The organism is Microbacterium sp. NPDC059771, from assembly GCF_042732495.1.
In the GTDB taxonomy this organism is placed as follows: domain Bacteria; phylum Actinomycetota; class Actinomycetes; order Actinomycetales; family Microbacteriaceae; genus Microbacterium; species Microbacterium sufflavum.
Window position 1 is genome coordinate 67949 of the sequence record NZ_JBHWHK010000003.1, and the last position, 24034, is coordinate 91982.

Below are 24034 nucleotides of genomic sequence, written 5' to 3' on the forward strand. Positions count from 1 at the left end.
CTCAGATCCAGCCGGGCAGCCAGTTGTGCAGCCGCCAGAAGTCGTACGGCACGCTGATCCCCAGCCACAGCGGCAGGAAGAACGCCGACACGAGCACGACCACGGTCAGGAACACCACCACGGTGCGCTGTCCGGACTGGCGCCGGTGCAGCGGATCGTCGCGTGTCCCGGCGATGATCCGCAGCGTCATCGTCAGCGCGAGCACCAGGAACGGCATCATGACCACCGTGTAGAACTGGAAGATCGTCCGCTCGGGGAACATCAGCCAGGGCAGGTAGGTCACGGCGAGCCCCACGAGCGGCAGCGTGAGCGCCGGTTCGATCGGCTGACGGGCGATCCACGCGCGCACCAGGCGGTACAGCAGGTACACGCTCGCGGCGACGCCGCCGTACCAGATCAGCGGGTTGGGGATCGCGGAGATCACGCCGATGCAGTGGTCGACCCCGCACGCGGTCGGATCGGGGTCGACCCAGACGGCGGTCGGTCGCAGCAGGAACGGCCACTCCCACGCGGGGCTGGCGTAGGGGTGCCCGCGGCTGAGCCCCACATGGAAGCCCAGCATCGCCTGGTGGTAGTTCCACAGCGCGAGCAGGGGGTTCGCGTCGCTGCCGCGGTCGTAGCCCTTGTCGGTCACGAGCCACCCGGTCCAGCTTGCGAGGTACACGGCCGCGGCCGGCAGCACCAGCAGCACGAACGACACGGGCCCCTGGCGGAACACGGCGGACGCGGGCCACACGACCACACCGCCGCGGCGCCGGGCCAGCGCATCGGTGACCACCACGTACAGCCCGAAGCCGGCCAGCACGTACAAGCCGGACCACTTCACCGCGCACGCCGCCCCCAGCGCGAGACCCGCGGCGACGAGCCACGGGCGGCGCCACAGCACCGGACCCCACAGCGGGTCGGGGGCGTCGGGGTCGCGACGCTCCAGGAGGGGGATGGTGCGTTGCCGGTCGAGCAGCACGAACAGCACGCCGAGCAGCACGAAGAAGGTGAGGATGCCGTCGAGCAGCGCGATGCGGCTCAGCACGATGCTCAGTCCGTCGATCGCGAGAAGGGTGCCCGCGACGGTGGCCGCGACCACGGATCCGGTCAGCCGGCGGGCGATCAGGTACACCAGCAGCACGGAGCCCGCACCCAGCAGGGCCGTGGCCAGCCGCCAGCCGGCGCTGTTGTCGGGGCCGCCGATGGCCATGCCGAGTGCGATGAGCCACTTGCCCAGCGGCGGGTGCACGATGAAGGCGCCCTTGTTCGTGAGCGGCAGCTCCTGCAGGGTCTGGAAGGCCTCGTCGGCGCCCTGTCCCCAGACGCCCTCGTAGCCGAGGGTCCACAGCGACCAGGCGTCCTTGACGTAGTAGGTCTCGTCGAACGCCAGCTGGTGGGGGTGCCCGACGTTCACGAGCCGCAGCACCGCCGCGAGCGCCGTGACCACGAGCGGTGCGAGCCACCCGATGGCCCGTCCCCAGTCGGGGGCGTGCAGCACGCGGTCGCGCAGGCGCTCGTAGCGCGTCGCCCGCGCCTCGGGGGGAGGCAGCAGGGGCTGGGGCGCGGTCACCGCTCCAGCCTAGACACCCCGCTTCCGTGTGCTCGGAAGTGTGCGCTTCGCCGCGGTTTCGCCCCGCGCCGCGTCAGAGCACGAATGCCGATGTTCTAGAAGTTCGAGAGCTGGAGGGATAGCAGCCGAGTGTCTGGCACCGTAGCGTGTATCTGTCCGCATTTGAGGACAGATAGGACACGTTCATGATCATTCAGTTCTCCGCACGACTCACCGCGGCCGCGGCACTGACCGTCGCATCCGCCCTGGTTTTCCCGCTTTCGGCGTCAGCAAGCTTTGAAGCGCCGACGGAGCGAGGGGTGGCGGTCTCTGAAGTCGCGGTCGTGGGTCGCGCCGTGCCGTCGCGCGACCTCGGTCCGTGTTGGGCGCAAGCCGGGAGAGTTGTCGGTGGCTTTTTCGGATCGATCGGTGCGACTATCGTCAGTCCCGGCTGGAGTGTCGCCGCATGGGCGGCGTATCTGGGACAGGTTGCGCAGGAGAAGCGCACGAGCACCGGGGATTTCGCATGTTGACCCATCCTGTCGAGACGGAAAAGAGCTCCCCCATGGATCAGAGTCCGACGACGAAGGCGCAGCCCAGTGGGGCACGGATCACTGGGTGGATCGCCACTCTGTTCTGCGCCGGCCTGGCTTTCCTCAACGCAGCTCTTGCGACCGAGATCGCTTTCCGGATCTTTTTCGTCGCCTGCGGGGTGGTGCTCGTGGTGGGCGTGATCTCCATGGTCATCCGCTGGTATCGCGGGGGCGGTCGCGACGATCAGGATGGTCACCCGCCCGCCTAAGCTGGGCGGGTGATCATCCTCGCCGCCACGCCCATCGGGAATCTCGGGGACGCGTCCCGGCGTCTGGTGGAGGTGCTGGAGAACGCGGAGGTCGTGGTCGCGGAGGACACCCGCACCACGCAGCGGCTGCTGCAGGCGCTGCAGATCGCCAACCGCCCGCGCCTGATCGCGCTGCACGACCACAACGAGAAGCAGAAGGCCGCGGAGCTGGCGGCCCTCGCCGCGGACACCGATGTCGTGGTGATGAGCGACGCGGGGATGCCGACCGTGAGCGACCCGGGCTACGGGCTCGTGGCCGAGGCCGTGGCGCAGGGGGTCACGGTCACCGCGATCCCCGGTCCGAGCGCCGTGCTCATGGCGCTGGCGATCTCGGGTCTGCCGACCGACCGCTTCACGTTCGAGGGGTTCCTGCCGCGCAAGCCGGGGGAGCGCCGGGCGACCCTGACGGCGCTCGCCGCGGAGCCGCGCACCATGGTGTTCTTCGAGTCGCCGTCGCGCCTGGCCGCGACGCTCGCCGACATGGGGGCGGCGTTCGGCGAGGACCGCCGGATCGCGGTGTGCCGGGAGCTGACGAAGCTGTACGAGGAGGTGCGCCGCGGGACCGCCGCCGAGCTCGCCGCCTGGGCCGCCGACGGCGTGAAGGGCGAGATCGTGGTCGTGGTCGAGGGCGCGCCCCGCCGCGCGGTGTCGGCCGACGACGCGCTGGCCCAGGTGCAGGCCCTGGTCGCGGACGGCACGCGCCTGAAGGAGGCCGCGGCCGAGGTGGCGGCGCAGACCGGCCTCTCCACGCGCGACCTCTACCAGGCCGCCCTCGCCGCCCGTACCCGATGAGCTCGGGGGGCACCCGGTGACGACACCGGCGGAGGCGCACGACGCCATCGCGGCCGCCTACGACCGCCGCGCCGCGGAGTACGTCGCGATCGCCGGCACGGTGGAGCAGCTGGACCCCCGCGACCGCGACACGATCGATCGCTGGCGCCGAGCCACCTCGGGTGCCCTGCTCGACGCCGGGTGCGGTCCCGGGCTGTGGACGCGGTTCCTCCACGACGCGGGGCACGACGTGTCGGGCATCGACCTGTCGGCGGAGTTCGTCGCGGAGGCCCGCACGCGGCACCCCGGCCTCGATGTCACCCAGGGCTCCTTCCTCGCGCTGCCGCAGCCCGCCGGGTCGCTGGGCGGCGTCCTCGCGTGGTACTCGCTCATCCACACGCCGCCGACCGAGGTGCCCGCCGCGCTCGCCGAGTTCGCGCGCGTGCTCGCGCCAGGGGGACGACTGCTGCTGGGCTTCTTCGACGGCGAGCCGCGCGCGCCGTTCGACCACGCGATCACGACCGCGTACTTCTGGTCGGCGGAGGCGCTCACGCCGCTGCTCGCCGCCGCGGGGCTCGAGGTCGAGGGGACCGAGACCCGCGCCCGCGTGCCCGGGGAGGCGAGCACGCGCCCGCACGGTGCGCTGATCGCCCGCCGGGTCTGATCTACGCTGTCCTGACACCCGATCCGACGACTCGACCCTGGGGGATCCGCCGTGAGCAAGGCCGCGACCGTGTACGACGTCGCCGCGCACGCGGGCGTCTCGATCGCCACCGTGTCGCGGGTGCTGCGGTCGCCCGATGCCGTACGACCGGCGACCCGCGAGCGGGTGCTCGATGCGGTCACGGCTCTCGGCTACGTCCCGAGCGGAAGCGCGCGCGGGCTGGCCGAGCGCCGGACGGGCGTGCTGGGCCTGTACTTCCCGGGGTTCGACGCGGCGGAGGACGCCCCCGCGCTCGACGTCCTGTCGAGTGCGGGAGCCGCGGCCCCGCCGTTCACGGTGGTGGAGGACGAGGGCGAGCCCGGCGCTCCTGTCACCTCGATGCTGTTCCTGGACGAGGTGCTGCGCGGGGCCGAGCTGGAGGCGTGGAAGCAGGGCTTCGTGCTGATGGTGGGCGTGGGGCGCGACGACCCCGACCGGTCGACCGTGCGGGACATGGCCGGTCGTGTCGACGGGCTCATGGTGCTCGCGAGCAGCGTGCCGGATGACGTGCTGGCGCGGCTCGCGCGCCGCATTCCGGTCGTGGTCCTGTCCGGTCCGCCGCGCGGCGACGACTACGACCACGTCACGGTCAGCAACGCCGAGGCGATGGGCGAGCTCACGCGGCACGTTCTCGCGCAGGTCGGGGAGGGTGCGGTCGCGTTCCTCGCGGGTCCCGCGGACTCGCCCGACGCGGAGCAGCGGCGCGAGGGCGTGGTGGCGGCCGTGGCGGCGTCGGGCCGGGCGACCGAGGAGCTGCGGCTGCTGCGCGGCGACTTCACGCGGGCATCGGGGCGGCGCGCGGCCGAGGAGCTGCTGCGCGACGGCGCACCCCCGTCCGCGGTGATCGCGGCGAACGACCAGATGGCGCTGGGGGTCGTCGACGTGCTGCACCGCGCGGGCGTGCGCGTGCCCGACGACGTGCTCGTGACCGGGTTCGACGGCATCGACGCCGCCGCCCTCTCCGTCCCCCCGCTGACGACGATCCGGCAGCCGATGATCGAGCTGGGCCGCGCCGCGGTGCAGGTGCTGGCGCGCCGGCTGGAGGAGCCGGAGGCCCCGCCCGCGGTGGTGCGGCTGCCGTTGCAGATCCTCCTGCGGGAGAGCTCCGCGCGACCCTCCTGACGCGCCTCGAACGGACGGGAGCGCGGTGTCAAGGGGTTGCCGATCACAAATGTATGCGCTTACACTCGCTCATGCGGCTTCGGCCGACGGACGCTCCGACCCGTGGGGCGCCCATCATGACAGAGACGACATGAGGTCCCCCAGTGGCAGAGACGCACACCTTCCGACGCTGGCGCAGAGCCGCCGTCGTGGGGCTCGCGGCCGCGGCGATCGCGCTCAGCGGCTGCAGCATCCAGATCAGCTCCCAGCCCGACCCCTCCATCGGCGAGGACACGATGCTGATCAACGCCGACCACGGCAACCCGTTCTTCACGAAGAACTTCAACCCGTACCTGACCAACACGCGCACCGCCTCGCGGTGGATCTACGAGCCGCTGATCCTGGTGAACCCCCTCGACGGCGAGCTCAACCCGTGGCTGGCCTCCGCGTGGTCGCAGCCCGACGCCCGCACGATCGTGATGACGCTGCGCGACGGGGTCGAGTGGAGCGACGGCGAGGACTTCACGGCCGACGACGTCGCCTTCACGTTCCAGCTGCTGAAGGATGAGCCGTCTCTCGACATCAAGGGCGCCTGGCAGCACATCGACTCGGTCGAGGTCGACGGCTCCGACGTGATCTTCCACCTGCAGAGCGAGGACGCCCCGTCGCTGTCGATCCTCGGCCAGACCATGATCGTGCCGGAGCACATCTGGAAGGACGTGCAGGATCCGGGCACCTGGCGCAACGAGGATCCGGTCGGCACCGGCCCGTTCGTGCTCGGCAACTACAACGACCAGCAGTACTCGATGGACCGCAATCCCGACTACTGGCAGGCCGACCGGATCGAGATCGAGCACATCATCCTCCCGGCGACCAACAGCCAGCTCGACACCGTCACGCGCGGCTACGACTGGGCGTACGCGTTCATCTCCGACGTGGAGGGCACGTGGGGCGCGGCCAGCCCCGACAACACCTGGTGGTTCCCGCCGGGCGGCGTGATCTCGCTGGTGCCGAACCTCGAGGTCGCCCCGTTCGACGACGTCAACGTGCGCCGCGGCATCGCGCTCGCGCTCGACCGCGAGGAGATCGCCGAGACCGCGTCCGAGGGCTACATGAAGCCCGCCGGCCAGACCGGCCTGATCCTGCCGAACCAGGAGCAGTACCTCGACCCCGAGATCCCCGACGCGGGCATGATCGCGCAAGACGAGGACGCCGCGCTCGCCGCCTTCGCCGAGTCCGGCTACACGCTCGACGGCGATCGGCTGGTGGGGCCGGACGGCGAGCAGCTGGAGTTCTCGCTCACCACCGCGAACGGCTTCTCCGACTGGACCCGCGCCGCGCAGACCGTGCAGCGCCAGCTCGGAGACATCGGCATCAAGGTCTCGCTGAAGCTGCCGCAGCCCGCGGGCTACCAGAGCGCGATCGGCAACGGCGACTTCGAGATGGCGATCGGCGGCATGGGCAACGGCGACGTCTACCAGGCGTTCAACAGCCTGCTCTCCAGCGACTTCTACGTGCCGTCCGGGGAGTCGACCACGAACAACTTCGAGCGCTACCGCTCGCCGGAGGCCGATGCGCTGCTCGCGGAGTACCGCGCGACGGTCGACCCGCGGCGCCAGGGCGAGATCGTGCACGAGCTGCAGAACATCGTGTACGACGAGCTGCCCGTGATCGGCATGTACTACGGCGGCATCTGGGGCCTGTTCAACGACGCGAAGTTCACCGGGTGGCCGTCCGCCGACGACCCGTACATGATCCCGCAGAACTACGACTCGGCGCCTCTGATGATCTTCACCCACCTGAAGCGAGTGAACGGAGACGACCAGTGAAGTACGTCGCCCAGAAACTCGGCCTGTTCGTGCTGACCCTGTGGGCCGCGGTCACGCTGAACTTCTTCCTCCCGCGCATGATGCCCGGCTCGCCCGCCGACGCCGCGATCGCCAAGCTCTCGCAGAACGGACCCGTGTCGGATGCGACCAGGGCCGCGATCGAGGCCCAGCTCGGCGTGCCGACCGGCTCGCTGTGGGACCAGTACGTCGCCTACCTCGGTCAGGTCGTACGGCTCGACTTCGGCGTCTCGTACACGTTCTACCCGCAGTCGGTGTCGAGCATGGTGTCCACGGCGCTGCCGTACACGCTGGGCCTGGTGGGCATCGTCACGATCCTCGCGTTCGTGATCGGCACCCTCATCGGCGTGATGGCCGCGTGGCGGCGCGGCACGTGGCTCGACTCGCTGCCGACGCTGACCGGCTCGTTCCTCAGCACGTTCCCGTACTTCTGGACCGCGCTGCTGCTGCTGTTCTTCCTCGGGTACGTGCTGCACTGGTTCCCGACGACCGGCGCCTACTCGGCGACCACGACGCCCGGGTTCACGTGGGACTTCATCGTCGACCTGGTGCGCCACGCGTTCCTGCCGGCGCTGACGATCCTGCTCACGTCGCTCGGCGGCTGGATCATCGGCATGCGCAACGCCATGATCAACACGCTCGGCGAGGACTACATCACCTTCGGTGAGGCCAACGGGCTGCGCGGGCGCACGATCGCGCTCCGCTACGCCGCGCGCAACGCGATCCTGCCGAACCTCACCGGCTTCGGGCTCACGCTCGGCGGCGTGGTGGGCGGGTCGATCCTCGTGGAGCAGGTGTTCGGCTATCCGGGCATCGGCTACCTGCTGTTCAACGCCGTGATCGGGCAGGACTACCCGCTCATGCAGGCGCTGTTCCTGATGATCACCGTGAGCGTGCTCATCGCCAACTTCCTCGTGGACATCCTCTACGGGGTGCTCGACCCGAGGACGCGCCGATGATGATCCCTCCTTTCCCTGTCCGCCTGCACTGCGTGCTCGACCCGAGGACCAGACGATGACCTCCACCATGAACGTCAAGATCCCGGCCGATCGGATCGCGGCCCCCAGCCCGTGGCGCTCCTTCGGGCGCATGGTCGGCACCTTGTGGGCCAACGGTAAGGCACGGCTCGGGCTGTGCATCCTCGCCTTCTTCGTCCTGGTCGCGGTGTTCGCGCCGCTCCTCGCGCCGTACGGCCCGAAGGAGAACGGCTTCGAGCGCAACGCCGACGCGTCGTGGGAGCACTGGCTCGGCACGACCGCCGCGGGCGAGGACGTGCTCAGCCAGCTGATCTACGGCGCGCAGGTGAGCCTGCTGGTCGGCTTCGCCGCCGGCATCCTGTCCACGATCGTCGCGGTGCTGATCGGCCTGAGCTGGGGGTACATGCGCGGCTTCGCCGGCGAGGTCGTCGGGTTCATCGTGAACCTGTTCCTCGTGATCCCCGGCCTGCCGCTCATGATCGTGATCGCCGCGTACCTGCAGAACGGCGGCATCCTCATGATCATCGCCGTGATCGTGGTCACCGGATGGGCGTGGGGCGCGCGCGTGCTGCGCAGCCAGACCCAGTCGCTGCGCGGCAACGACTTCGTCACCTCGGCCCAGTTCTCCGGCGACAGCAGGGCCCGCATCGTGTTCCGCGAGATCCTCCCGAACATGACCTCGATCATCGCGGGGACCCTGTTCGGCGCGGCCACCGCGGCGATCCTGGCGGAGGCAGGCCTGGAGTTCCTCGGCCTCGGCGACTCCAGCATCGTCAGCTGGGGCACCATGCTCTACTGGGCGCAGAACTCCAACTCGCTGCTCACCGGGCAGTGGCTGCTGCTGTTCGCCCCCGGTCTGTGCATCGCCCTGCTGGCCCTCAGCCTCACACTCATCAACTTCGGCGTGGACGGCATCTCCAATCCGCGCCTGCGGGAAGGGAAGGGGCGATGAGCGCCATGACCGCGCACACCTCGGATCGCAACGCCGGAATCCTCCTCGACGTGCAGAACCTGTCCGTCGAGTACGCCTCCCCGGGGCAGCAGCCCGTGCAGGCCGTGCACGACGTGTCGTTCACGCTGCGACGCGGCGAGTTCGTCGGACTCGTCGGCGAGTCCGGGTCGGGCAAGTCCACGCTCGGGTTCGCGCTGACCCGGCTGCAGAAGCCCCCGGCGCGCATCAGCGGCGGTCGCATCCTGTTCGACGGGCGCGACATCCGCGAGCTCGACGCCGAGGGACTGCGCCGCCAGCGGCAGGGCGGCTTCGCGATGGTGCTGCAGTCGGGCATGAACGCGCTCAACCCCGTGCGCACGGTCGCAGGTCACTTCCGCGACATCTTCGCCGCGCACGGGCATGTGCCCCGCGAGGCCCGTGAGGCCAGGGCCCGCGAGCTCGTGGGGAAGGTCGGCCTGAAGCCCGAGGTGCTCGACCGCTACCCCGGGGAGCTCTCGGGCGGCATGCGGCAGCGCGCCTCGATCGCCCTCGCGCTGTCGCTGGAGCCGCAGCTCATGGTGTTCGACGAGCCGACCACGGCCCTCGACGTGCTCGTGCAGCACGCGGTGATGGACACGATCCAGGAGCTGCAGCGGTCGGAACGGTTCACGGCGATCCTCATCAGCCACGACCTCGGCATCGTGCTCGAGGCCACCGACCGGGTCATGGTGATGCACGAGGGCCGCATCGTGGAGGACGCCCCGAGCCACGACATCCTGCACCGTCCGCAGGACGAGTACACGCGCATGCTGCTGAGCCACTACGCCGACCCCCGGGCGGAGAAGATCGAGATCCCCGGGTTCCTCGATGTGGGCACCCGCCGCCGCGAGGGCCGCAGCCGCACCGACGTCACCGAGACCCTGCCGACCGTGTCTGCGCGCGACACCCGGCGCGCGGACGCGGCGATCGTGGTGGACGGCGTCACCAAGCGGTACCCGGCGCCACGGCGCGGGCAGGAGCCGGTGGTCGCGGTCGACGACGTGTCCTTCCGGCTGGAGCCGGGGGAGGCCCTCGCGCTGGTCGGCGCCTCGGGGTCAGGCAAGTCGACGATCGCGAAGATGCTCACCGGCGTCGAGAAGCCCACCGCCGGCACGATCCGCTTCGGCGACACCGACGTCGCCGCGCTGAAGCGCCGGGGCCTGCGCGACCTCCGCAAGGACGTGCAGATGGTGTTCCAGGACCCGTACGCGGCCCTGAACCCGCTGCACACGGTCGAGTATGCGCTGTCCCGCCCGATCCGCAACTACACGACGCTGCGCGGCACCGAGGCGCGGGCGCGCGTGCTCGAACTGCTGGAGACCGTCGGCCTCACGCCCGTCGAGCAGTTCGCGGCCAAGCTGCCGCACCAGCTCTCCGGCGGACAGCGGCAGCGCGTCGTGATCGCCCGTGCGCTCGCGAGCGACCCGCAGGTGCTGATCGCCGACGAGCCCGTGTCGATGCTCGACGTGTCGCTGCGTGCCGGCGTGCTCGCGCTGCTGGAGGACCTGCGTGAGCGCTGGGGCATCAGCATGCTCTACATCACGCACGACCTGCTGAGCGCGCGCCTGGTCACCGAGAACATCCTGGTGCTCAACGGAGGACGGGTCGTGGAGCGCGGCGAGACCTCGCACGTGCTCCAGCACCCCGAGGACCCGTACACGGTCGAGCTGCTCGACGCCGTGCCCAACCCCTCCCGCGCGCGCTGAACCGCGCCGGGAGATCTGCAAGAAAGAGAGAGGAGCGCATCCGTGCTCGCATTCCCCGACGGCTTCCTCTGGGGCGCCGCGACCGCCGCCCATCAGGTGGAGGGCAACAACACCACGAGCAACTGGTGGGCGATGGAGCACGCCCCCGACTCGCCCATGGTCGAGCCCTCCGGCGACGCCGCCGACCACTTCCACCGCTACCCGGAGGACATGCGGCTGCTGGCCGAGGCGGGGCTGAACTCCTACCGCTTCTCGGTCGAGTGGGCGCGAATCGAGCCGGAGCGCGGCTTCGTGTCACGGGCGATGCTCGACCACTACCGCCGCATGATCGACACCGCGCGGGAGCACGGGCTCGACCCGACGGTCACCCTCATGCACTTCACGGTGCCGCAGTGGTTCCAGCGCGACGGCTTCTGGCGCGCGGACGACGCGGTCGACCTGTTCTCGCGCTACGTGGAGACCGTGCTGCCCATCCTCGACGGCGTGCGCTACGTGTGCACGATCAACGAGCCCAACATCGCCGCGATGCTGGCCGGGGGAGAGGACGCGGCCAACCTCGTCGCCTACGGCCTGCCCAATCCCGACCTCGCCGTGGCGGACACACTGCTGGCCGCGCACCGCCGGGCCTCCGAACTCGTGCACACCGTGCCGGGCGCGCAGGCGGGGTGGACCATCGCGACCCAGGCCTTCCACTCGACGGGCGAGCCGGGCGCCGACGAGATGCTGGCGGCCTACGGCGACCCGCGCGACCACTGGTACCTGGAGCAGTCGGCCGGTGACGACTTCGTGGGCGTGCAGGCGTACACGCGCACGTTCATCGGTCCGGAGGGCCCGCGGCCGGTCGCCGACGACGTGGAGACGACGCTGACCGGGTGGGAGTTCTACCCGCCCGCGCTCGAGCTGGGGGTACGCAGCGCGTGGGAGCGCAGTGGCGGGGTGCCGGTGATCGTGACCGAGAACGGCATCGCCACGGCCGACGACACCCGCCGCATCGCCTACACGCAGGGCGCACTGGAGGGCCTGCACCGCGCGATCGCGGACGGCATCGAGGTGCGCGGGTATCAGCACTGGAGCGCGCTGGACAACTACGAGTGGGCGAGCGGCTTCCGGCCGACCTTCGGGCTGATCGGGTTCGACCACGAGACGTTCGAGCGGTTCCCGAAGCCGTCGCTGGCGTGGCTGGGCGAGGTCGCGCGACGCAACGCGCTCTGAGCGCGCACCGGCGTAACCTGCGGCATGGGGGCACCTAGAATTGTCCCCATGCCCGCAGGCGAATCCTTCTACATCACCACGCCCATCTACTACCCGTCGGACGTGCCCCACATCGGCCACGGGTACACGACGGTGGCGGTCGACACGCTCGCGCGGTGGCACCGCCAGGCGGGGGATGACACCTGGATGCTCACGGGCACCGACGAGCACGGGCAGAAGATGCTGCGGGCGGCGGCGGCCAACGGCGTGACGCCGCAGGAGTGGGTGGACAAGCTGGTCAGCGAGAGCTGGTTCCCGCTGTTGACGACCCTCGATGTCGCCAACGACGACTTCATCCGCACGACGCAGGAGCGCCACGAGACCAACGTGCAGACGTTCTTCCAGCGCCTGTACGACCGCGGCTACATCTACGCGGGCGAGTACGAGGCGCTCTACTGCGTGGGCTGCGAGGAGTTCAAGCCGGAGTCCGAGATCGTCGACGGCACCGGTCCCTTCGAGGGGCTGAAGGTGTGTGCGATCCACTCCAAGCCGCTGGAGCTGCTGCAGGAGAAGAACTACTTCTTCAAGCTGAGCGAGTTCCAGGACCGGCTGCTCGAGCTGTACAAGACCGAGCCCGACTTCGTGCGGCCGGACTCGGCGCGCAACGAGGTCGTGTCGTTCGTGAGCCAGGGGCTGAAGGATCTGTCGATCTCGCGCTCCACGTTCGACTGGGGCATCCCGCTGCCGTGGGACGAGTCGCACGTGATCTACGTGTGGGTCGACGCGCTGCTCAACTACGCCACCGCCGTGGGCTACGGCTCCGACGAGGAGACGTTCGCGCGCCGCTGGCCCGCGTACCACGTGGTCGGCAAGGACATCCTGCGCTTCCACGCGGTGATCTGGCCCGCGCTGCTGATGGCGGCGGGGCTCGACGTTCCCAAGGGCGTGTTCGCGCACGGCTGGCTGCTGGTCGGCGGCGAGAAGATGTCGAAGTCGAAGCTGACCGGCATCGCGCCGACCGAGATCACCGACGTGTTCGGCTCCGACGCCTACCGCTTCTACTTCCTGTCGGCGATCGCGTTCGGCCAGGACGGCTCGTTCTCCTGGGAGGACCTGTCCGCCCGCTACCAGGCCGAGCTCGCGAACGGCTTCGGCAACCTCGCCTCCCGCACGACCGCGATGATCGAGAAGTACTTCGAGGGCATCGTCCCGCCGGCGGCCGAGTACACCGAGGCGGACCTCGCGATCCAGAAGATCGTCGCCGACGCCGCGACGAAGGCGGATGCCGCGATCGGCCAGTTCCGCATCGACGAGGCGATCTCCGCGATCTGGACCATCGTCGACGCGCTCAACGGCTACATCACCGAGAACGAGCCGTGGGCGCTGGCCCGCGACGACGAGAAGCGCGAGCGTCTGGGCACGGTGCTGTACACGTGTGCCGAGGGCCTGCGGGCCCTGGCGGTGCTGTTGTCGCCGGTGATGCCCCAGTCCACCGAGAAGCTGTGGATCGCACTGGGCGCCGCCGAGACGCTGGGTCGTCTGCAGGACCAGCCGATCCGTGAGGCGGGGGCGTGGGGCGTGCTGAAGCCGGGCACGAGTGTCAACGGCCTGGCGCCGCTGTTCCCGCGCGTGGAGTCGACGGCCTGACCGACACCCCATGACCGAGACGTACGTGCAGCGCCGAGACGGCGACGGGCGCAAAGACCTGCGGTATCCCGCAGCCCCTGAGCCCCTCGCCGTCCCGGTGTACGACAACCACGCGCACCTGGAGATCATGGACGGCGACGAGCCGTTGAGCCTGACGGAGCAGCTCGACCGCGCCGAGGCCGTGGGCATCGCCGGGGTCGTGCAGGCATCGGGCGACATCGAGTCGTCGCGCTGGGCGGTCGAGGCGGCGGCTTCGGACCCCCGCGTGCTCGCCGCGGTGGCGATCCACCCGAACGACGCGCCGACCTATGCCGAGCAGGGCCGTCGCGGCGGTGCCGGTCTCGACGAGGCCCTCGCGGTGATCGACGAGCTGGCGGCGCATCCGCGCACCCGCGCGATCGGCGAGACCGGGCTCGACTTCTTCCGCACCGAGCCGGAGCGCCGCGGGCCGCAGTTCGAGTCGTTCGAGGCGCACATCGCGCTCGCGAAGAAGCACGGCATCGCGATGCAGATCCACGACCGCGACGCGCACGACGCGGTGCTGGAGACCCTGTCGCGTGTGGGCGCTCCCGATCGCACGGTGTTCCACTGCTTCTCCGGCGACGCCGCGATGGCCCGGGTGTGCGCCGACGCGGGCTACCACCTGTCGTTCGCGGGCAACGTCACGTTCAAGAACGCGCAGAACCTGCGCGACGCGCTGAAGGTCACGCCGCTCGACCGACTTCTGGTGGAGACCGACGCCCCGTTCCTCACGCCGACGCCGCTGCGGGGACGCCCGAACGCGCCCTACCTCGTGCCGATCACGGTCCGCTTCCTGGCCGCCGAGCTCGGCATCGGCGTCGACGAGCTGTCCGCGCAGCTCGCCGAGAACACCCTGCGGGTCTACGGCTCGTTCACCGACTGAGCGTCCACGTCGTCCGGGCCGGTCTGGGCGACCGGTCTCGCGCTCACGATCTGCGAGATCGGCCTCCACACCAGCAGCAGCGTGATCGCTGCGCCGCCGAACGCGAACCACCACGGTGCGGTGAGCCCCCACAGCTGGGCGATCACTCCGCCGAGCGCCTGGCCGACGATCATGCCCCCGAACACCCCGACCATGTTGACCGAGGCGACGCGTCCCTGCAGCTCGGCGGGCACGAGGCGCTGCCGGACAGTCGTGGAGATCGTGCCCCACACGAAGGCGTACGCGCCGAAGAAGAACATGATGATCAGCGCCACCCAGCCGGCGGTGGTGAGCGCGAACGCCAGGTGCATCAGCACCTCCAGCGAGAGCACGATGCGCATGAGGGTCGCGAACGACACGTGCCGTTCGAGCCACCCGAAGCTGAACGTCGCGAGGATGCCGCCGGCCGCGGACGCCGTGGTGAGGGCGCCGTACCCCACCGGGCCCATCTGCAGGTGCTCGGTCGCGTACAGCACGAGCACGCCCCACGGCGCCGCCCACGTGACGTTGAAGACGAGGATGATGATCACCAGCATGCGCACGGGCGGGTTGCGCCACAGCCAGCGCAGCCCCTCCGCGATGTCGGTGTGCACGGGCGGGTGCGCGGCGGCGTCCGCCCGGGGTGGCACGGGCGTGCGGGCCATGCGGGAGATCAGCACGACCGCGAGGCTGACGCACAGCACCTCGACCAGGAACGGCCAGGCGTGCCCCGCGGCGAACAGGAACGCCCCGAGGGGAGGACCGGCGAACTGGTTGGCCACGAGGTAGCCGGCCTGGAGCCGGGCGTTCCCGAGGCCGAGGTCGTCCGGCTTCACGATCATCGGCAGCAGCGTGCTGCTCGCGGTGTCGACGAACACCTCGGCCGAGCCGTACAGGAAGGCCACCGCGAGCACGATGCCGATGTTCGCGGTGCCCGTCACGAGGAACACGCACAGCGCCGCGAGCACGACCGCCCGCGCGGCGTTCGCGATCATCACCAGGCGCCGACGGTCGAAGCGGTCGGCGATGGCCCCCGCGTGCAGGCCGAACAGCAGCCAGGGCAGGAACTGGAGGACGGCGCCGGAGGCGACGAGGATCGGCGACGAGGTCATCGAGGCGATGAGCAGGGGAGCGGCGGCCAGCGCCACGCCGTCGCCGATGTTGCTCGTCCACGACGACGCGAGCAGCCAGCGGAAGTCCCTGCCCATGCGCCGCGGAGCGATCAGTTCACCGAGGGAGGGCATCCCCGCAGGATAGCGAGTGCCGGGGACGGTCGGGCTTTCGGCGAGAATGGACGCATGACCGTCACCCTGCTCGGAGCCGCCGAGATCCGCCGACTGGCCGCCGAGCTCGATGTCACCCCCACCAAGAAGCTGGGCCAGAACTTCGTCACCGACGCGAACACGGTCCGCAAGATCGTGCAGGCCGCGCGCGTGCAGCCGGGCGAGCGCGTGGTCGAGGTGGGGCCCGGCCTGGGTTCGCTGACGCTCGCGATCCTGGAGACCGGGGCCGCCGTCACCGCCGTGGAGATCGATCACCGCCTCGCCGCCCGCCTGCCGCAGACCGCCGCCGAGCACGGCGTGCCCGAGGGGGCGCTCACGGTGGTCGATGCCGACGCGCTGCGGGTGGCCGAGCTGCCCGGCGAGCCGACCGTCCTGGTCGCGAACCTGCCGTACAACGTGTCGGTGCCGGTGCTGCTGCACTTCCTCGAGACCTTCCCCTATCTGCAGCGGGGCGTCGTGATGGTGCAGGCCGAGGTGGCCGAGCGCCTGGCGGCGAAGCCGGGGTCGAAGATCTACGGCTCGCCGAGCGTGAAGGCCGCGTGGTACGGCGAGTGGCGGCTCACCGGCACGGTGTCGCGGCAGGTGTTCTGGCCCGTTCCGAACGTCGACAGCCTGCTCGTCGGCTTCGATCGGTCGGAGGGCGAGCGCGGTTCCGAGGCCGAGCGTCGCCGCACCTTCGAGATCGTCGATGCCGCGTTCAACCAGCGCCGCAAGATGCTCCGCCAGGCGCTGTCCGGCGTCTTCGGCAGCTCGGCCGCTGCGACCGAGGTGCTGACGGCCGCCGGCGTGGCCCCGACCGCCCGCGGCGAGGACCTCACGGTCGACGACTACCAGCGCATCGCGCAGCAGGCACCGGCGGCGCCGGACGCGGCGGCCGGGGTCTGACGCCCCGCGCGCGGCCTGAGGCTCTGCCCCTCGACACCGCCGCCTGACGCCCTGCGCGGCCTGACGCCCCGCGCGCGGCCCGAGGTTCTGCCCCTAGACACCGCCGCCTGACGCCCCGCGCGCGGCCCGGGGTTCTGCCCCTCGACACCGCCGGGCTCCCGCCGTCGCGGCGGGAGCCCGGCGGAGGTGCGGGCAGGACGCGGAGCTCAGACCCCCGAAGGGATCTCGGTGAGCGTGCGGTCGTGCAGGGGCTGCACGGGTCGGTGGTTGTCGGGGTAGACGTCGGTGAACGCGGCGAGCTCCTCCGCCGACACCGTCACCGGGGTGAGGTAGACGTTCCAGCGCACGCCCTCGGTGCACGGCGGCGTGGTGAGCGAGCCGTCGTACTGCACGCTCATGCCGTCCGCCGGGATGAGCGCGCTCGGGTCGATCTCGTGGCTCAGCGGCGTGCCCTTCTCGCTCACCGTGGGCGTGATCGAGGAGAAGAACTCGTCGAGCGCCGTGCTGGCCGCCCCTGCCTGCAGCATCACGCCGAGCACGAGCACCGAGCCGTCCTCGGCCTTGTGCACCAGGTGGAGTTCGGCGGGGGCCGTGCGTCCGTCGATCGTGTGCTCGCTGCTCGCGTGCAGGTGGAACTGCTGCAGCTCGTAGGTCTTGCCGTCCACCTCGATCGAGTCGGCCGCGGGGTCCTCGGGGATCGCCTCGATGGTGTGGCCGTTGTTCTCGATGTCGAACGCGGCGGGGGCGTAGTGCGTCACGACCTTCTGCGCGGCGGTCCCCATCTGCACCGTCGAGGTGTCGATGGCGATGGGGGACTCGTGGGAGCTGTCGACGTTCTCGCACGCGGCGCCGAACTTCCCCCAGTGCTCGGGGCCGTTGGAGCCGCGGTACGACCACTCGGCGTCCGCGGAGGCGCCGGGCGAGGGCGACGCAGACGCGGCGGGGGTCGTGGCGGCGGGTGCGCAGCCGGCGAGAGCGCCGATCGCGAGGGCCGCGGTGGACAGAGCGAGAGCGGGGCGGATCTTCATGTTGTTTCCTTCGGAGTGTGCGGCGCGCGCTGCAGGCACAGCGGATCGCCGCGCACCACACCGCGACGCCATCGGGACGATGCCCTGGCGGACTGCGTGATCACCCGGACGGCCAGTTGTCACTGCCCCGCGGCGTCCGAGCGGCACGAGTGTAGGCGACGAAACCCGGAGTTGCCCGTTGTCCCGCACCGCCCGTTGTCCCCGCCTACCAGCGCATCGGGCGCCACGCAACGGCGATCCCGGATCCCACACCGCCCGGTAATCTGGCACCGTGACCGACTCCCCGCGCTTCCGTCCCGATGTCCCCGAGCTCCACCGCCCGTACGCCGCCGACGAGGGCCGCTACGGACGGTTCGCCTACCGTCAGGTCGGGTCGTCCGGCCTCTACCTGCCGCCGATCTCGCTCGGGTTGTGGTGGAACTTCGGCGACAACATCCCGCTCGACAACCAGCGCGCACTGCTGCGTCACGCGTTCGACGGCGGTATCACGCACTTCGATCTCGCGAACAACTACGGCCCGCCCTACGGCTCCGCCGAGAAGAACTTTGGTCGCATCTTCGCGGAGGACTTCCGGCCCTACCGCGACGAGCTCATCATCTCGTCGAAGGCCGGCTGGGACATGTGGCCGGGCCCGTACGGCGACTACGCGAGCCGCAAGTACATCCTCGCCAGCGCCGAGCAGTCGCTCACGCGCATGGGCCTGGACTATGTCGACATCTTCTACTCGCACCGCGTCGATCCGGTCACCCCGATCGAGGAGACCGTGGGCGCGCTCGACACGCTCGTGCGGCAGGGCAAGGCGCTCTACGTGGGCATCTCGTCGTACAGCGCCGAGCGCACGGCCGAGGCGGTCGCCGTGGCGAAGGATCTCGGCACCCCGCTGGTCATCCACCAGCCCGCGTACTCCATCCTGAACCGGTGGATCGAGGACGGCCTCACGACGACGCTCGAGGAGTCGGGTCTCGGGGCCATCGCGTTCACGCCGCTCGCGCAGGGACTGCTCACCGACAAGTACCTGGGCGACGGCACCGCCGACCGGGCGCAGCAGCGCGGCTCGCTCCCGAAGGGCAAGCTCACCGACGAGGCCGTGCAGACGCTGCGGGCGCTGAACGACGTGGCGAAGGGCCGCGGACAGTCGCTCGCCCAGCTGGCGCTGCAGTGGACGCTGCGCACCCCGGTGGTCGCCTCGGCCCTGATCGGGGCGTCCCGGCCCGAGCAGCTCGACGAGAACCTCGCCGCGCTCGACGGGCCCGAGTTCACCGCGGAGGAGCTCGCCCGCATCGACGAGCTGTCCGGGGGGATCGACGTGAACCTCTGGGCCACCTCCTCGGATCTGTGACCCGGTCATGAGCCTCGCCTCGGCCGCCGGATCCGTGCACGTGCGCGCGCCGGGGAAGATCAACGTCTACTTGGGGGTCGGCGGCCGCCACGACGACGGCTACCACGCCCTCGCGACGGTGTTCCAGGCGGTGTCGCTGTACGAAGACGTGATCGCGCGGCCGGCGGACGACTTCTCGATCACGGTGTCCGGGGTCGAGGACGACGGCTCCGTGCCGCTCGACGACCGCAACCTGGCGATGCGCGCGGCGAAGCTGCTCGCCACGGCCACCGAGCACACCGGCGGGGTGGCGCTCGAGGTGCGCAAGAGCGTTCCGGTCGCTGGCGGCATGGGGGGCGGATCGGCCGACGCCGCCGCGGCCCTGGTCGCGTGCGATGCGCTGTGGCGGACCGGTCTGTCGCCCGCGCGTCTGCACGACCTGGCGGCGCGGCTCGGCGCCGACGTCCCGTTCGCCCTGCACGGCGGCACGGCGGTGGGCACGGGGCGCGGTGATCAGCTGAACCCCGCGCTCGCGCGTGGCCGCTTCGACTGGCTGCTGGTGACGAGCGAGCAGGGCCTGTCGACCCCGGTGGTGTACGAGCGGCTCGACCTGCTGCGCGAGGAGGAGGGTGCGCTCGCCGATGACCCGCCGCTGTCGCTCGACGTGCCGATCCCGGTGCTCCAGGCGCTGCGCACCGGAGACCCGCGCCAGCTCGCCGATGCCTTGCACAACGACCTGCAGGCGGCGGCGCTGCACGAGCGGCCCGATCTGGGTGACACGATCGACCGCGGGATCGCGGCGGGTGCCCTGCACGGGATCGTCTCGGGCTCCGGTCCCACGGTCGCGCTGCTGTGCCCCGATCCCGAGACCGCGCAGGACGTGCAGACCCGGCTGCGGGACGAGGGGCTGGACCCGCTGCACGTGCACGGGCCGGTGCCCGGCGCCCGCATCCTCGGCTGAGGTCTCCCGCCGCGACGTCCTCCGGCCCACCGGTCCCTGACGCCTTCGGGATGCACGGCGCGGTCGTGGCAGACATAATGAAGTGACGATGTGACCGTGCACACGCGAGGAGGCAGTGATGTCCACGTCCTCCGAGCGTGCCCGCCTGCCGAGCATCCGCGACGTCGCCCGGCTCGCGGGGGTGTCGCACCAGACGGTGTCCCGCGTGCTGAACGATCACCCCAGCATCCGGCCGGAGACCAAGGCGAAGGTGCTCGACGCGATCGCCGTGCTGGACTACCGGCCGAACCTCGCGGCGCGCGCGCTGGTGACGAGCAAGTCGAACATGCTGGGCATCCTGTCCGCCACGATCGGCGAGTTCGGCCCCACCTCGTCCATCGCCGGGATCGAGGATGCGGCGCGCGAGGAGGGCTACTCGGTCTCCACGCTCAACCTCCCCTCGACCACGCCGGAGGCCATCGGCAACGCGGTGCGCCAGCTCGAGCGGGAGCAGGTCGACGGGATCGTGGTGCTCGCGCCACAGGTGCGCGTGTTCCATGTCTTGCGCGGCATGTCCGGCGCGATGCCCTTCGTCACTCTGCAGACGGCGTCGGGCTCGGACGGCGTGAGCCTGTCGGCCGATCAGGTCGCCGGTGCCAAAGCCGCGACGGAGCACCTCATCTCGCTCGGGCACAGCGACATCCTGCACCTGGCCGGACCGCAGGACTGGATCGAGGCGGAGTCGCGCATGCGGGGCTACCTCGACGCGCTGCGCGATGCCGATCTGCCCACGTTCCCGCCCATCCGCGGGGATTGGACGGCGGACTTCGGCTACTTCGCGGGCAAGGAGCTGTCGCACCGCCGCGACTTCACGGCGGTGTTCGCGGCGAACGACCTGATGGCGATCGGACTGCTGCACGGCTTCCGCGACGCGGGGGTGCGGGTGCCGCATGACGTGAGCGTGATCGGCTTCGACGACATCCCGGTCGCGGCCCACGTGGCACCGACGCTGAGCACCGTGCACCAGGACTTCCCGGAGCTGGGCCGCCGCGCGGTGCGCATCCTGCTGGCGCAGATCCGCGGTGAGGATCCGCCCGCGTTCGGGGCGCTGCAGACGCTGCTGCGGGCTCGCGAGTCGGCCGCCGCCCGCTGAGCCGATCCGGCGCGCTCGGGGCACTCGATTCCCGCGGGCCGCGCCCCTCCACGGATCGAATCCTTTCGATCCGCCGCGCCGCCGGGATGCCCATGTTCCTGCGGATCGCGAGGAGATCACGGTCGCGACACGGAATGCCCGCGCCGACTTGACACCGCTCCCGCGGGAGACGACGATGTATCGATGTGAACGGTCACATCGAAGGTGACCGCACGTCGCGAGGAAGATCCGTGAGCACCACTGCAACGTTGCCGACCGTGTCAGGCCCGATCCTGGAGATGCGCAGCATCACCAAGGAGTTCCCGGGGGTCAAGGCGCTCGCCGACGTCTCGATCACCGTTCGCGCCGGCGAGATCCACGCGATCTGCGGCGAGAACGGCGCCGGGAAGTCGACGCTGATGAAGGTCCTCTCCGGGGTGTACCCGTACGGCAGCTACGACGGGGAGATCCTGCTGTACGGCGAGGAGCAGCGCTTCAAGGACATCGCCGCGAGCGAGCAGGCGGGCATCGTCATCATCCACCAGGAGCTGGCGCTCATCCCCGAGCTGTCCGTCACCGAGAACATCTTCCTCGGCAACGAGATCCGCCGCTTCGGCCGCATCGACTGGCAGGCGCAGAAGGAGCGCACGATCGAGCTGCTCGCCCGCGTCGGGCTGAGCGAAGACCCCGACGTGCCGATCAAGACCCTCGGCGTCGGCAAGCAGCAGCTCATCGAGATCGCCAAGGCCCTCAACAAGGACGTCAAGCTCCTGATCCTCGACGAGCCGACCGCGGCCCTGAACGAGAACGACTCCCAGCACCTGCTCGACCTGATCCTGGGGCTCAAGGCCAAGGGCATCGCGTCGATCATGATCAGCCACAAGCTCAACGAGATCGAGCAGATCGCCGACGAGATCACGATCATCCGCGACGGCCGCACGGTCGAGACGCTCGACATCTCCCGCGGCGAGATCAACGAGGACCGCATCATCCGCGGCATGGTCGGCCGGTCGCTGGAGAGCCGCTACCCCGACCGCACGCCCGAGATCGGCGAGGTGTTCTTCGAGGTCAGGGACTGGTGGGTGCAGCACCCGACGGTGCCGGAGCGCATGGTCGTGAAGGGCTCGAACCTGAACGTGCGGCGCGGCGAGGTCGTCGGCATCGCCGGGCTCATGGGCGCGGGGCGCACCGAGCTCGCCATGAGCATCTTCGGTCGCTCCTACGGCACCTACCTCTCCGGCACGCTCGTGAAGGACGGGCAGGAGATCGAACTGCCCGATGTCGCTGCGGCCATCAAGCACGGCCTCGCCTACGTGAGCGAGGACCGCAAGGTGCTGGGGCTCAACCTGCTCGACACCATCAAACGGTCGATCGTGGCGGCGAAGCTGTCGAAGATCGCGCACAACGGGGTGGTCGACGCGCGCGAGGAGTTCGCGGTCGCCGAACGCTACCGCAAGGCGCTGCGCATCAAGACCCCCTCGGTGGAGGAGGGCGTCGGCAAGCTGTCGGGCGGCAACCAGCAGAAGGTCGTCCTCGCGAAGTGGATGTTCACCGACCCCGACCTGCTGATCCTCGACGAGCCGACCCGCGGCATCGACGTCGGCGCGAAGTACGAGATCTACGCGATCATCAACGAGCTCGCCGCCCAGGGCAAGGGCGTGATCGTGATCTCCAGCGAGCTGCCCGAGCTTCTCGGCATCTCCGACCGCATCTACACCGTGTTCGAAGGCCGGGTCACCGACTGCATCCCGGCCGACCAGGCGACCCCCGAGGACCTCATGCGCAGCATGACCTCCGCGACCCAGAAAGCATCCGCATGACCACCGACTCGACCACCGCGAAGCGCGGCTTCCACTTCAAGGACATCACGAAGATGTTCGGCGGCGGCGGCACCTCCACGCTGCGCCAGTTCGGCATCCTCGGCAGCCTCGTCGTCATCCTCGTCGTCTTCCAGGTGCTGACGTGGATCGTGAAGGGCACCGGACTCACGCTGTCGTCCGGGAACCTCATCAACGTCGTCAACCAGTACTCGTACATCCTGATCCTGGCGATCGGCATGGTGATGGTCATCATCATGGGGCACATCGACCTCTCGGTCGGCTCGGTCGCCGCGTTCACGGGCATCGTGGTGGCGAAGGCGATGCAGGACTGGAACCTTCCCTGGCCGCTCGGCATCCTGCTGGGACTGGGGGTCGGTGTGCTCGTGGGAGCCTGGCAGGGCTTCTGGGTCGCCTATGTGGGAGTGCCGGCGTTCATCGTGACGCTGGCCGGCATGCTGTTCTTCCGCGGGGCGAACCAGTGGGTCGGCGACTCGCAGTCCGTGCCCGTTCCGGAGGGCTTCAAGATCATCGGCGCGGGGTACCTGCCGGAGATCGCGCTGCCGCTGCCGTTCAACATCCCGACCATGCTGCTGGCGCTCGCCGGCGTGGCGTGGATCGTGTTCTGGGAGATCCGTACGCGTCGCGTGCAGCGCAAGATGGGCTCCGACATGGCGCCGCTGTGGGTCAGCGTCACCAAGGTCGTGCTGATCTCGGCGGTCATCCTCATCGCGGGCTGGCTGTTCGCCACCGGCCGTGAGGGCACCAGCTTCCCGATCTCGGGCGTCATCCTGCTCGCCCTGGTCATCCTGTACTCGTTCATCACGAACAACACCGTGTTCGGCCGGCACATCTACGCGGTCGGCGGCAACCGGCAGGCGGCGCGCCTGTCGGGCGTGAAGGACCGCTGGGTCGACTTCTTCGTGATGATGAACATGTCGGTCCTGGCCTCGCTCGCCGGCATGATCTACGTCGCGAGGGCGACCGCGTCCGGTCCCCAGGACGGCAACGGCTGGGAGCTCGACGCGATCGCCTCGGTCTTCATCGGCGGTGCGGCCGTCTCGGGCGGCATCGGCACCGTGATCGGGTCGATCATCGGTGGTCTCGTGATGGCGTTCCTCAACAACGGCCTCGCCCTGCTCGGCGCCGGCGCCGACGTCGTGTCGATGATCAAGGGCCTCGTGCTGCTGTTCGCGGTCGGCATCGACGTGTGGAACAAGCAGCAGGGACGCCCCTCGATCACCGGCTTCCTCACGCGTCGCTTCGGCCGCAAGCAGGACCCGGCCACCGACACCTTCGATCCGACGAAGACGAACTACCCCACCAGCCAGAAGTACGAAGCCCCCGCCGTCGAGGAGACGCGCGGAAAGTAAGGGCCGCGTCGCGCAGCGCACGCGCGACGAGACCTGCACACACCAGAG

21 protein-coding genes are annotated in these 24034 nt (G+C 70.3%); 18 read left to right on the top strand and 3 right to left on the bottom strand.

The annotated features are described in order from the left end of the window. Window position 1: 1 nt before the first annotated feature. The gene (locus ACFV3I_RS17650) at window positions 2–1555 is read right to left on the bottom strand and encodes a dolichyl-phosphate-mannose--protein mannosyltransferase (protein ID WP_378823838.1); all 1554 of its coding nucleotides are present in this window, start codon (window positions 1553–1555) and stop codon (window positions 2–4) included. Window positions 1556–1740: 185 nt separating this feature from the next. Here ACFV3I_RS17650 and ACFV3I_RS17655 point away from each other — a divergent pair, with 185 nt between their 5' ends. From ACFV3I_RS17655 to ACFV3I_RS17710, 12 genes are all read left to right on the top strand, one after another. Further along, window positions 1741–2067: a hypothetical protein gene (locus tag ACFV3I_RS17655; protein WP_136028580.1), complete on the top strand. Its 327-nt coding sequence runs from the start codon at window positions 1741–1743 to the stop codon at window positions 2065–2067. Between the two features lie 32 nt (window positions 2068–2099). Beyond that, window positions 2100–2336, top strand: a complete 237-nt coding sequence (locus ACFV3I_RS17660) for a hypothetical protein (protein ID WP_136028581.1) — start codon at window positions 2100–2102, stop codon at window positions 2334–2336. Window positions 2337–2345: 9 nt separating this feature from the next. Further along, window positions 2346–3167 (top strand): 16S rRNA (cytidine(1402)-2'-O)-methyltransferase, encoded by an 822-nt coding sequence (gene rsmI / locus ACFV3I_RS17665; protein ID WP_206253074.1) that lies wholly within the window; start codon window positions 2346–2348, stop codon window positions 3165–3167. Between the two features lie 16 nt (window positions 3168–3183). Further along, window positions 3184–3810: a class I SAM-dependent methyltransferase gene (locus ACFV3I_RS17670; RefSeq protein WP_136045274.1), complete on the top strand. Its 627-nt coding sequence runs from the start codon at window positions 3184–3186 to the stop codon at window positions 3808–3810. A 51-nt stretch (window positions 3811–3861) separates the two neighbouring features. Continuing rightward, a complete protein-coding gene (locus ACFV3I_RS17675; RefSeq protein ID WP_378823841.1) occupies window positions 3862–4971 on the top strand; it encodes a LacI family DNA-binding transcriptional regulator in 1110 nt (369 codons plus the stop codon). Between the two features lie 143 nt (window positions 4972–5114). Beyond that, on the top strand, window positions 5115–6779 hold the full coding sequence (locus tag ACFV3I_RS17680; protein WP_378823844.1) for an ABC transporter substrate-binding protein: 1665 nt from the start codon (window positions 5115–5117) through the stop codon (window positions 6777–6779). Next, window positions 6776–7756: an ABC transporter permease gene (locus ACFV3I_RS17685; RefSeq protein WP_136028586.1), complete on the top strand. Its 981-nt coding sequence runs from the start codon at window positions 6776–6778 to the stop codon at window positions 7754–7756. Before ACFV3I_RS17680 ends, ACFV3I_RS17685 begins: the two co-directional genes overlap by 4 nt. 55 nt (window positions 7757–7811) lie before the next feature. Continuing rightward, window positions 7812–8726 (top strand): ABC transporter permease, encoded by a 915-nt coding sequence (locus tag ACFV3I_RS17690; RefSeq protein WP_136028587.1) that lies wholly within the window; start codon window positions 7812–7814, stop codon window positions 8724–8726. Further along, window positions 8723–10450 carry an ABC transporter ATP-binding protein gene (locus ACFV3I_RS17695; protein WP_247639073.1) on the top strand — a complete coding sequence of 576 codons (1728 nt, stop codon included), beginning with the start codon at window positions 8723–8725 and terminating at the stop codon, window positions 10448–10450. Before ACFV3I_RS17690 ends, ACFV3I_RS17695 begins: the two co-directional genes overlap by 4 nt. 42 nt (window positions 10451–10492) lie before the next feature. After that, window positions 10493–11662, top strand: coding sequence for a glycoside hydrolase family 1 protein (locus tag ACFV3I_RS17700; protein ID WP_378823847.1), 1170 nt, complete (start codon window positions 10493–10495; stop codon window positions 11660–11662). 48 nt (window positions 11663–11710) lie between these two features. Then, a complete protein-coding gene (gene metG / locus ACFV3I_RS17705) occupies window positions 11711–13288 on the top strand; it encodes a methionine--tRNA ligase (RefSeq protein WP_136028589.1) in 1578 nt (525 codons plus the stop codon). 10 nt (window positions 13289–13298) lie between these two features. Beyond that, the gene (locus ACFV3I_RS17710) at window positions 13299–14192 is read left to right on the top strand and encodes a TatD family hydrolase (RefSeq protein ID WP_378803901.1); all 894 of its coding nucleotides are present in this window, start codon (window positions 13299–13301) and stop codon (window positions 14190–14192) included. Here ACFV3I_RS17710 and ACFV3I_RS17715 read toward each other — a convergent pair. After that, window positions 14171–15454 carry an MFS transporter gene (locus ACFV3I_RS17715; RefSeq protein ID WP_378803902.1) on the bottom strand — a complete coding sequence of 428 codons (1284 nt, stop codon included), beginning with the start codon at window positions 15452–15454 and terminating at the stop codon, window positions 14171–14173. The two genes, ACFV3I_RS17710 and ACFV3I_RS17715, sit on opposite strands and share 22 nt — an antisense overlap. A 54-nt stretch (window positions 15455–15508) precedes the next feature. Between ACFV3I_RS17715 and rsmA the strand changes: the two genes are divergently transcribed. Then, the gene (gene rsmA / locus ACFV3I_RS17720; protein WP_378803903.1) at window positions 15509–16378 is read left to right on the top strand and encodes a 16S rRNA (adenine(1518)-N(6)/adenine(1519)-N(6))-dimethyltransferase RsmA; all 870 of its coding nucleotides are present in this window, start codon (window positions 15509–15511) and stop codon (window positions 16376–16378) included. A 206-nt stretch (window positions 16379–16584) separates the two neighbouring features. Here the strand turns inward: rsmA and ACFV3I_RS17725 are convergent, their stop codons facing one another. Further along, on the bottom strand, window positions 16585–17406 hold the full coding sequence (locus ACFV3I_RS17725) for a carbonic anhydrase (RefSeq protein ID WP_378823849.1): 822 nt from the start codon (window positions 17404–17406) through the stop codon (window positions 16585–16587). Window positions 17407–17677: 271 nt separating this feature from the next. Here ACFV3I_RS17725 and mgrA point away from each other — a divergent pair, with 271 nt between their 5' ends. The 5 genes from mgrA to mmsB all read left to right on the top strand — a co-directional run bounded on the left by mgrA (window position 17678) and on the right by mmsB (window position 23986). Then, complete coding sequence (gene mgrA / locus ACFV3I_RS17730) at window positions 17678–18745, top strand: L-glyceraldehyde 3-phosphate reductase (RefSeq protein WP_136036205.1); 1068 nt, start codon at window positions 17678–17680, stop codon at window positions 18743–18745. Window positions 18746–18752: 7 nt separating this feature from the next. Then, a complete protein-coding gene (locus tag ACFV3I_RS17735) occupies window positions 18753–19685 on the top strand; it encodes a 4-(cytidine 5'-diphospho)-2-C-methyl-D-erythritol kinase (protein WP_378823851.1) in 933 nt (310 codons plus the stop codon). Between the two features lie 118 nt (window positions 19686–19803). Next, window positions 19804–20817: a LacI family DNA-binding transcriptional regulator gene (locus tag ACFV3I_RS17740; protein WP_136028596.1), complete on the top strand. Its 1014-nt coding sequence runs from the start codon at window positions 19804–19806 to the stop codon at window positions 20815–20817. Window positions 20818–21095: 278 nt separating this feature from the next. After that, window positions 21096–22616 carry a multiple monosaccharide ABC transporter ATP-binding protein gene (gene mmsA, locus ACFV3I_RS17745; RefSeq protein WP_241115732.1) on the top strand — a complete coding sequence of 507 codons (1521 nt, stop codon included), beginning with the start codon at window positions 21096–21098 and terminating at the stop codon, window positions 22614–22616. Continuing rightward, window positions 22613–23986 carry a multiple monosaccharide ABC transporter permease gene (gene mmsB / locus ACFV3I_RS17750; RefSeq protein ID WP_136028597.1) on the top strand — a complete coding sequence of 458 codons (1374 nt, stop codon included), beginning with the start codon at window positions 22613–22615 and terminating at the stop codon, window positions 23984–23986. The genes mmsA and mmsB overlap by 4 nt, the downstream gene beginning before the upstream one ends. Window positions 23987–24034 lie beyond the last annotated feature (48 nt).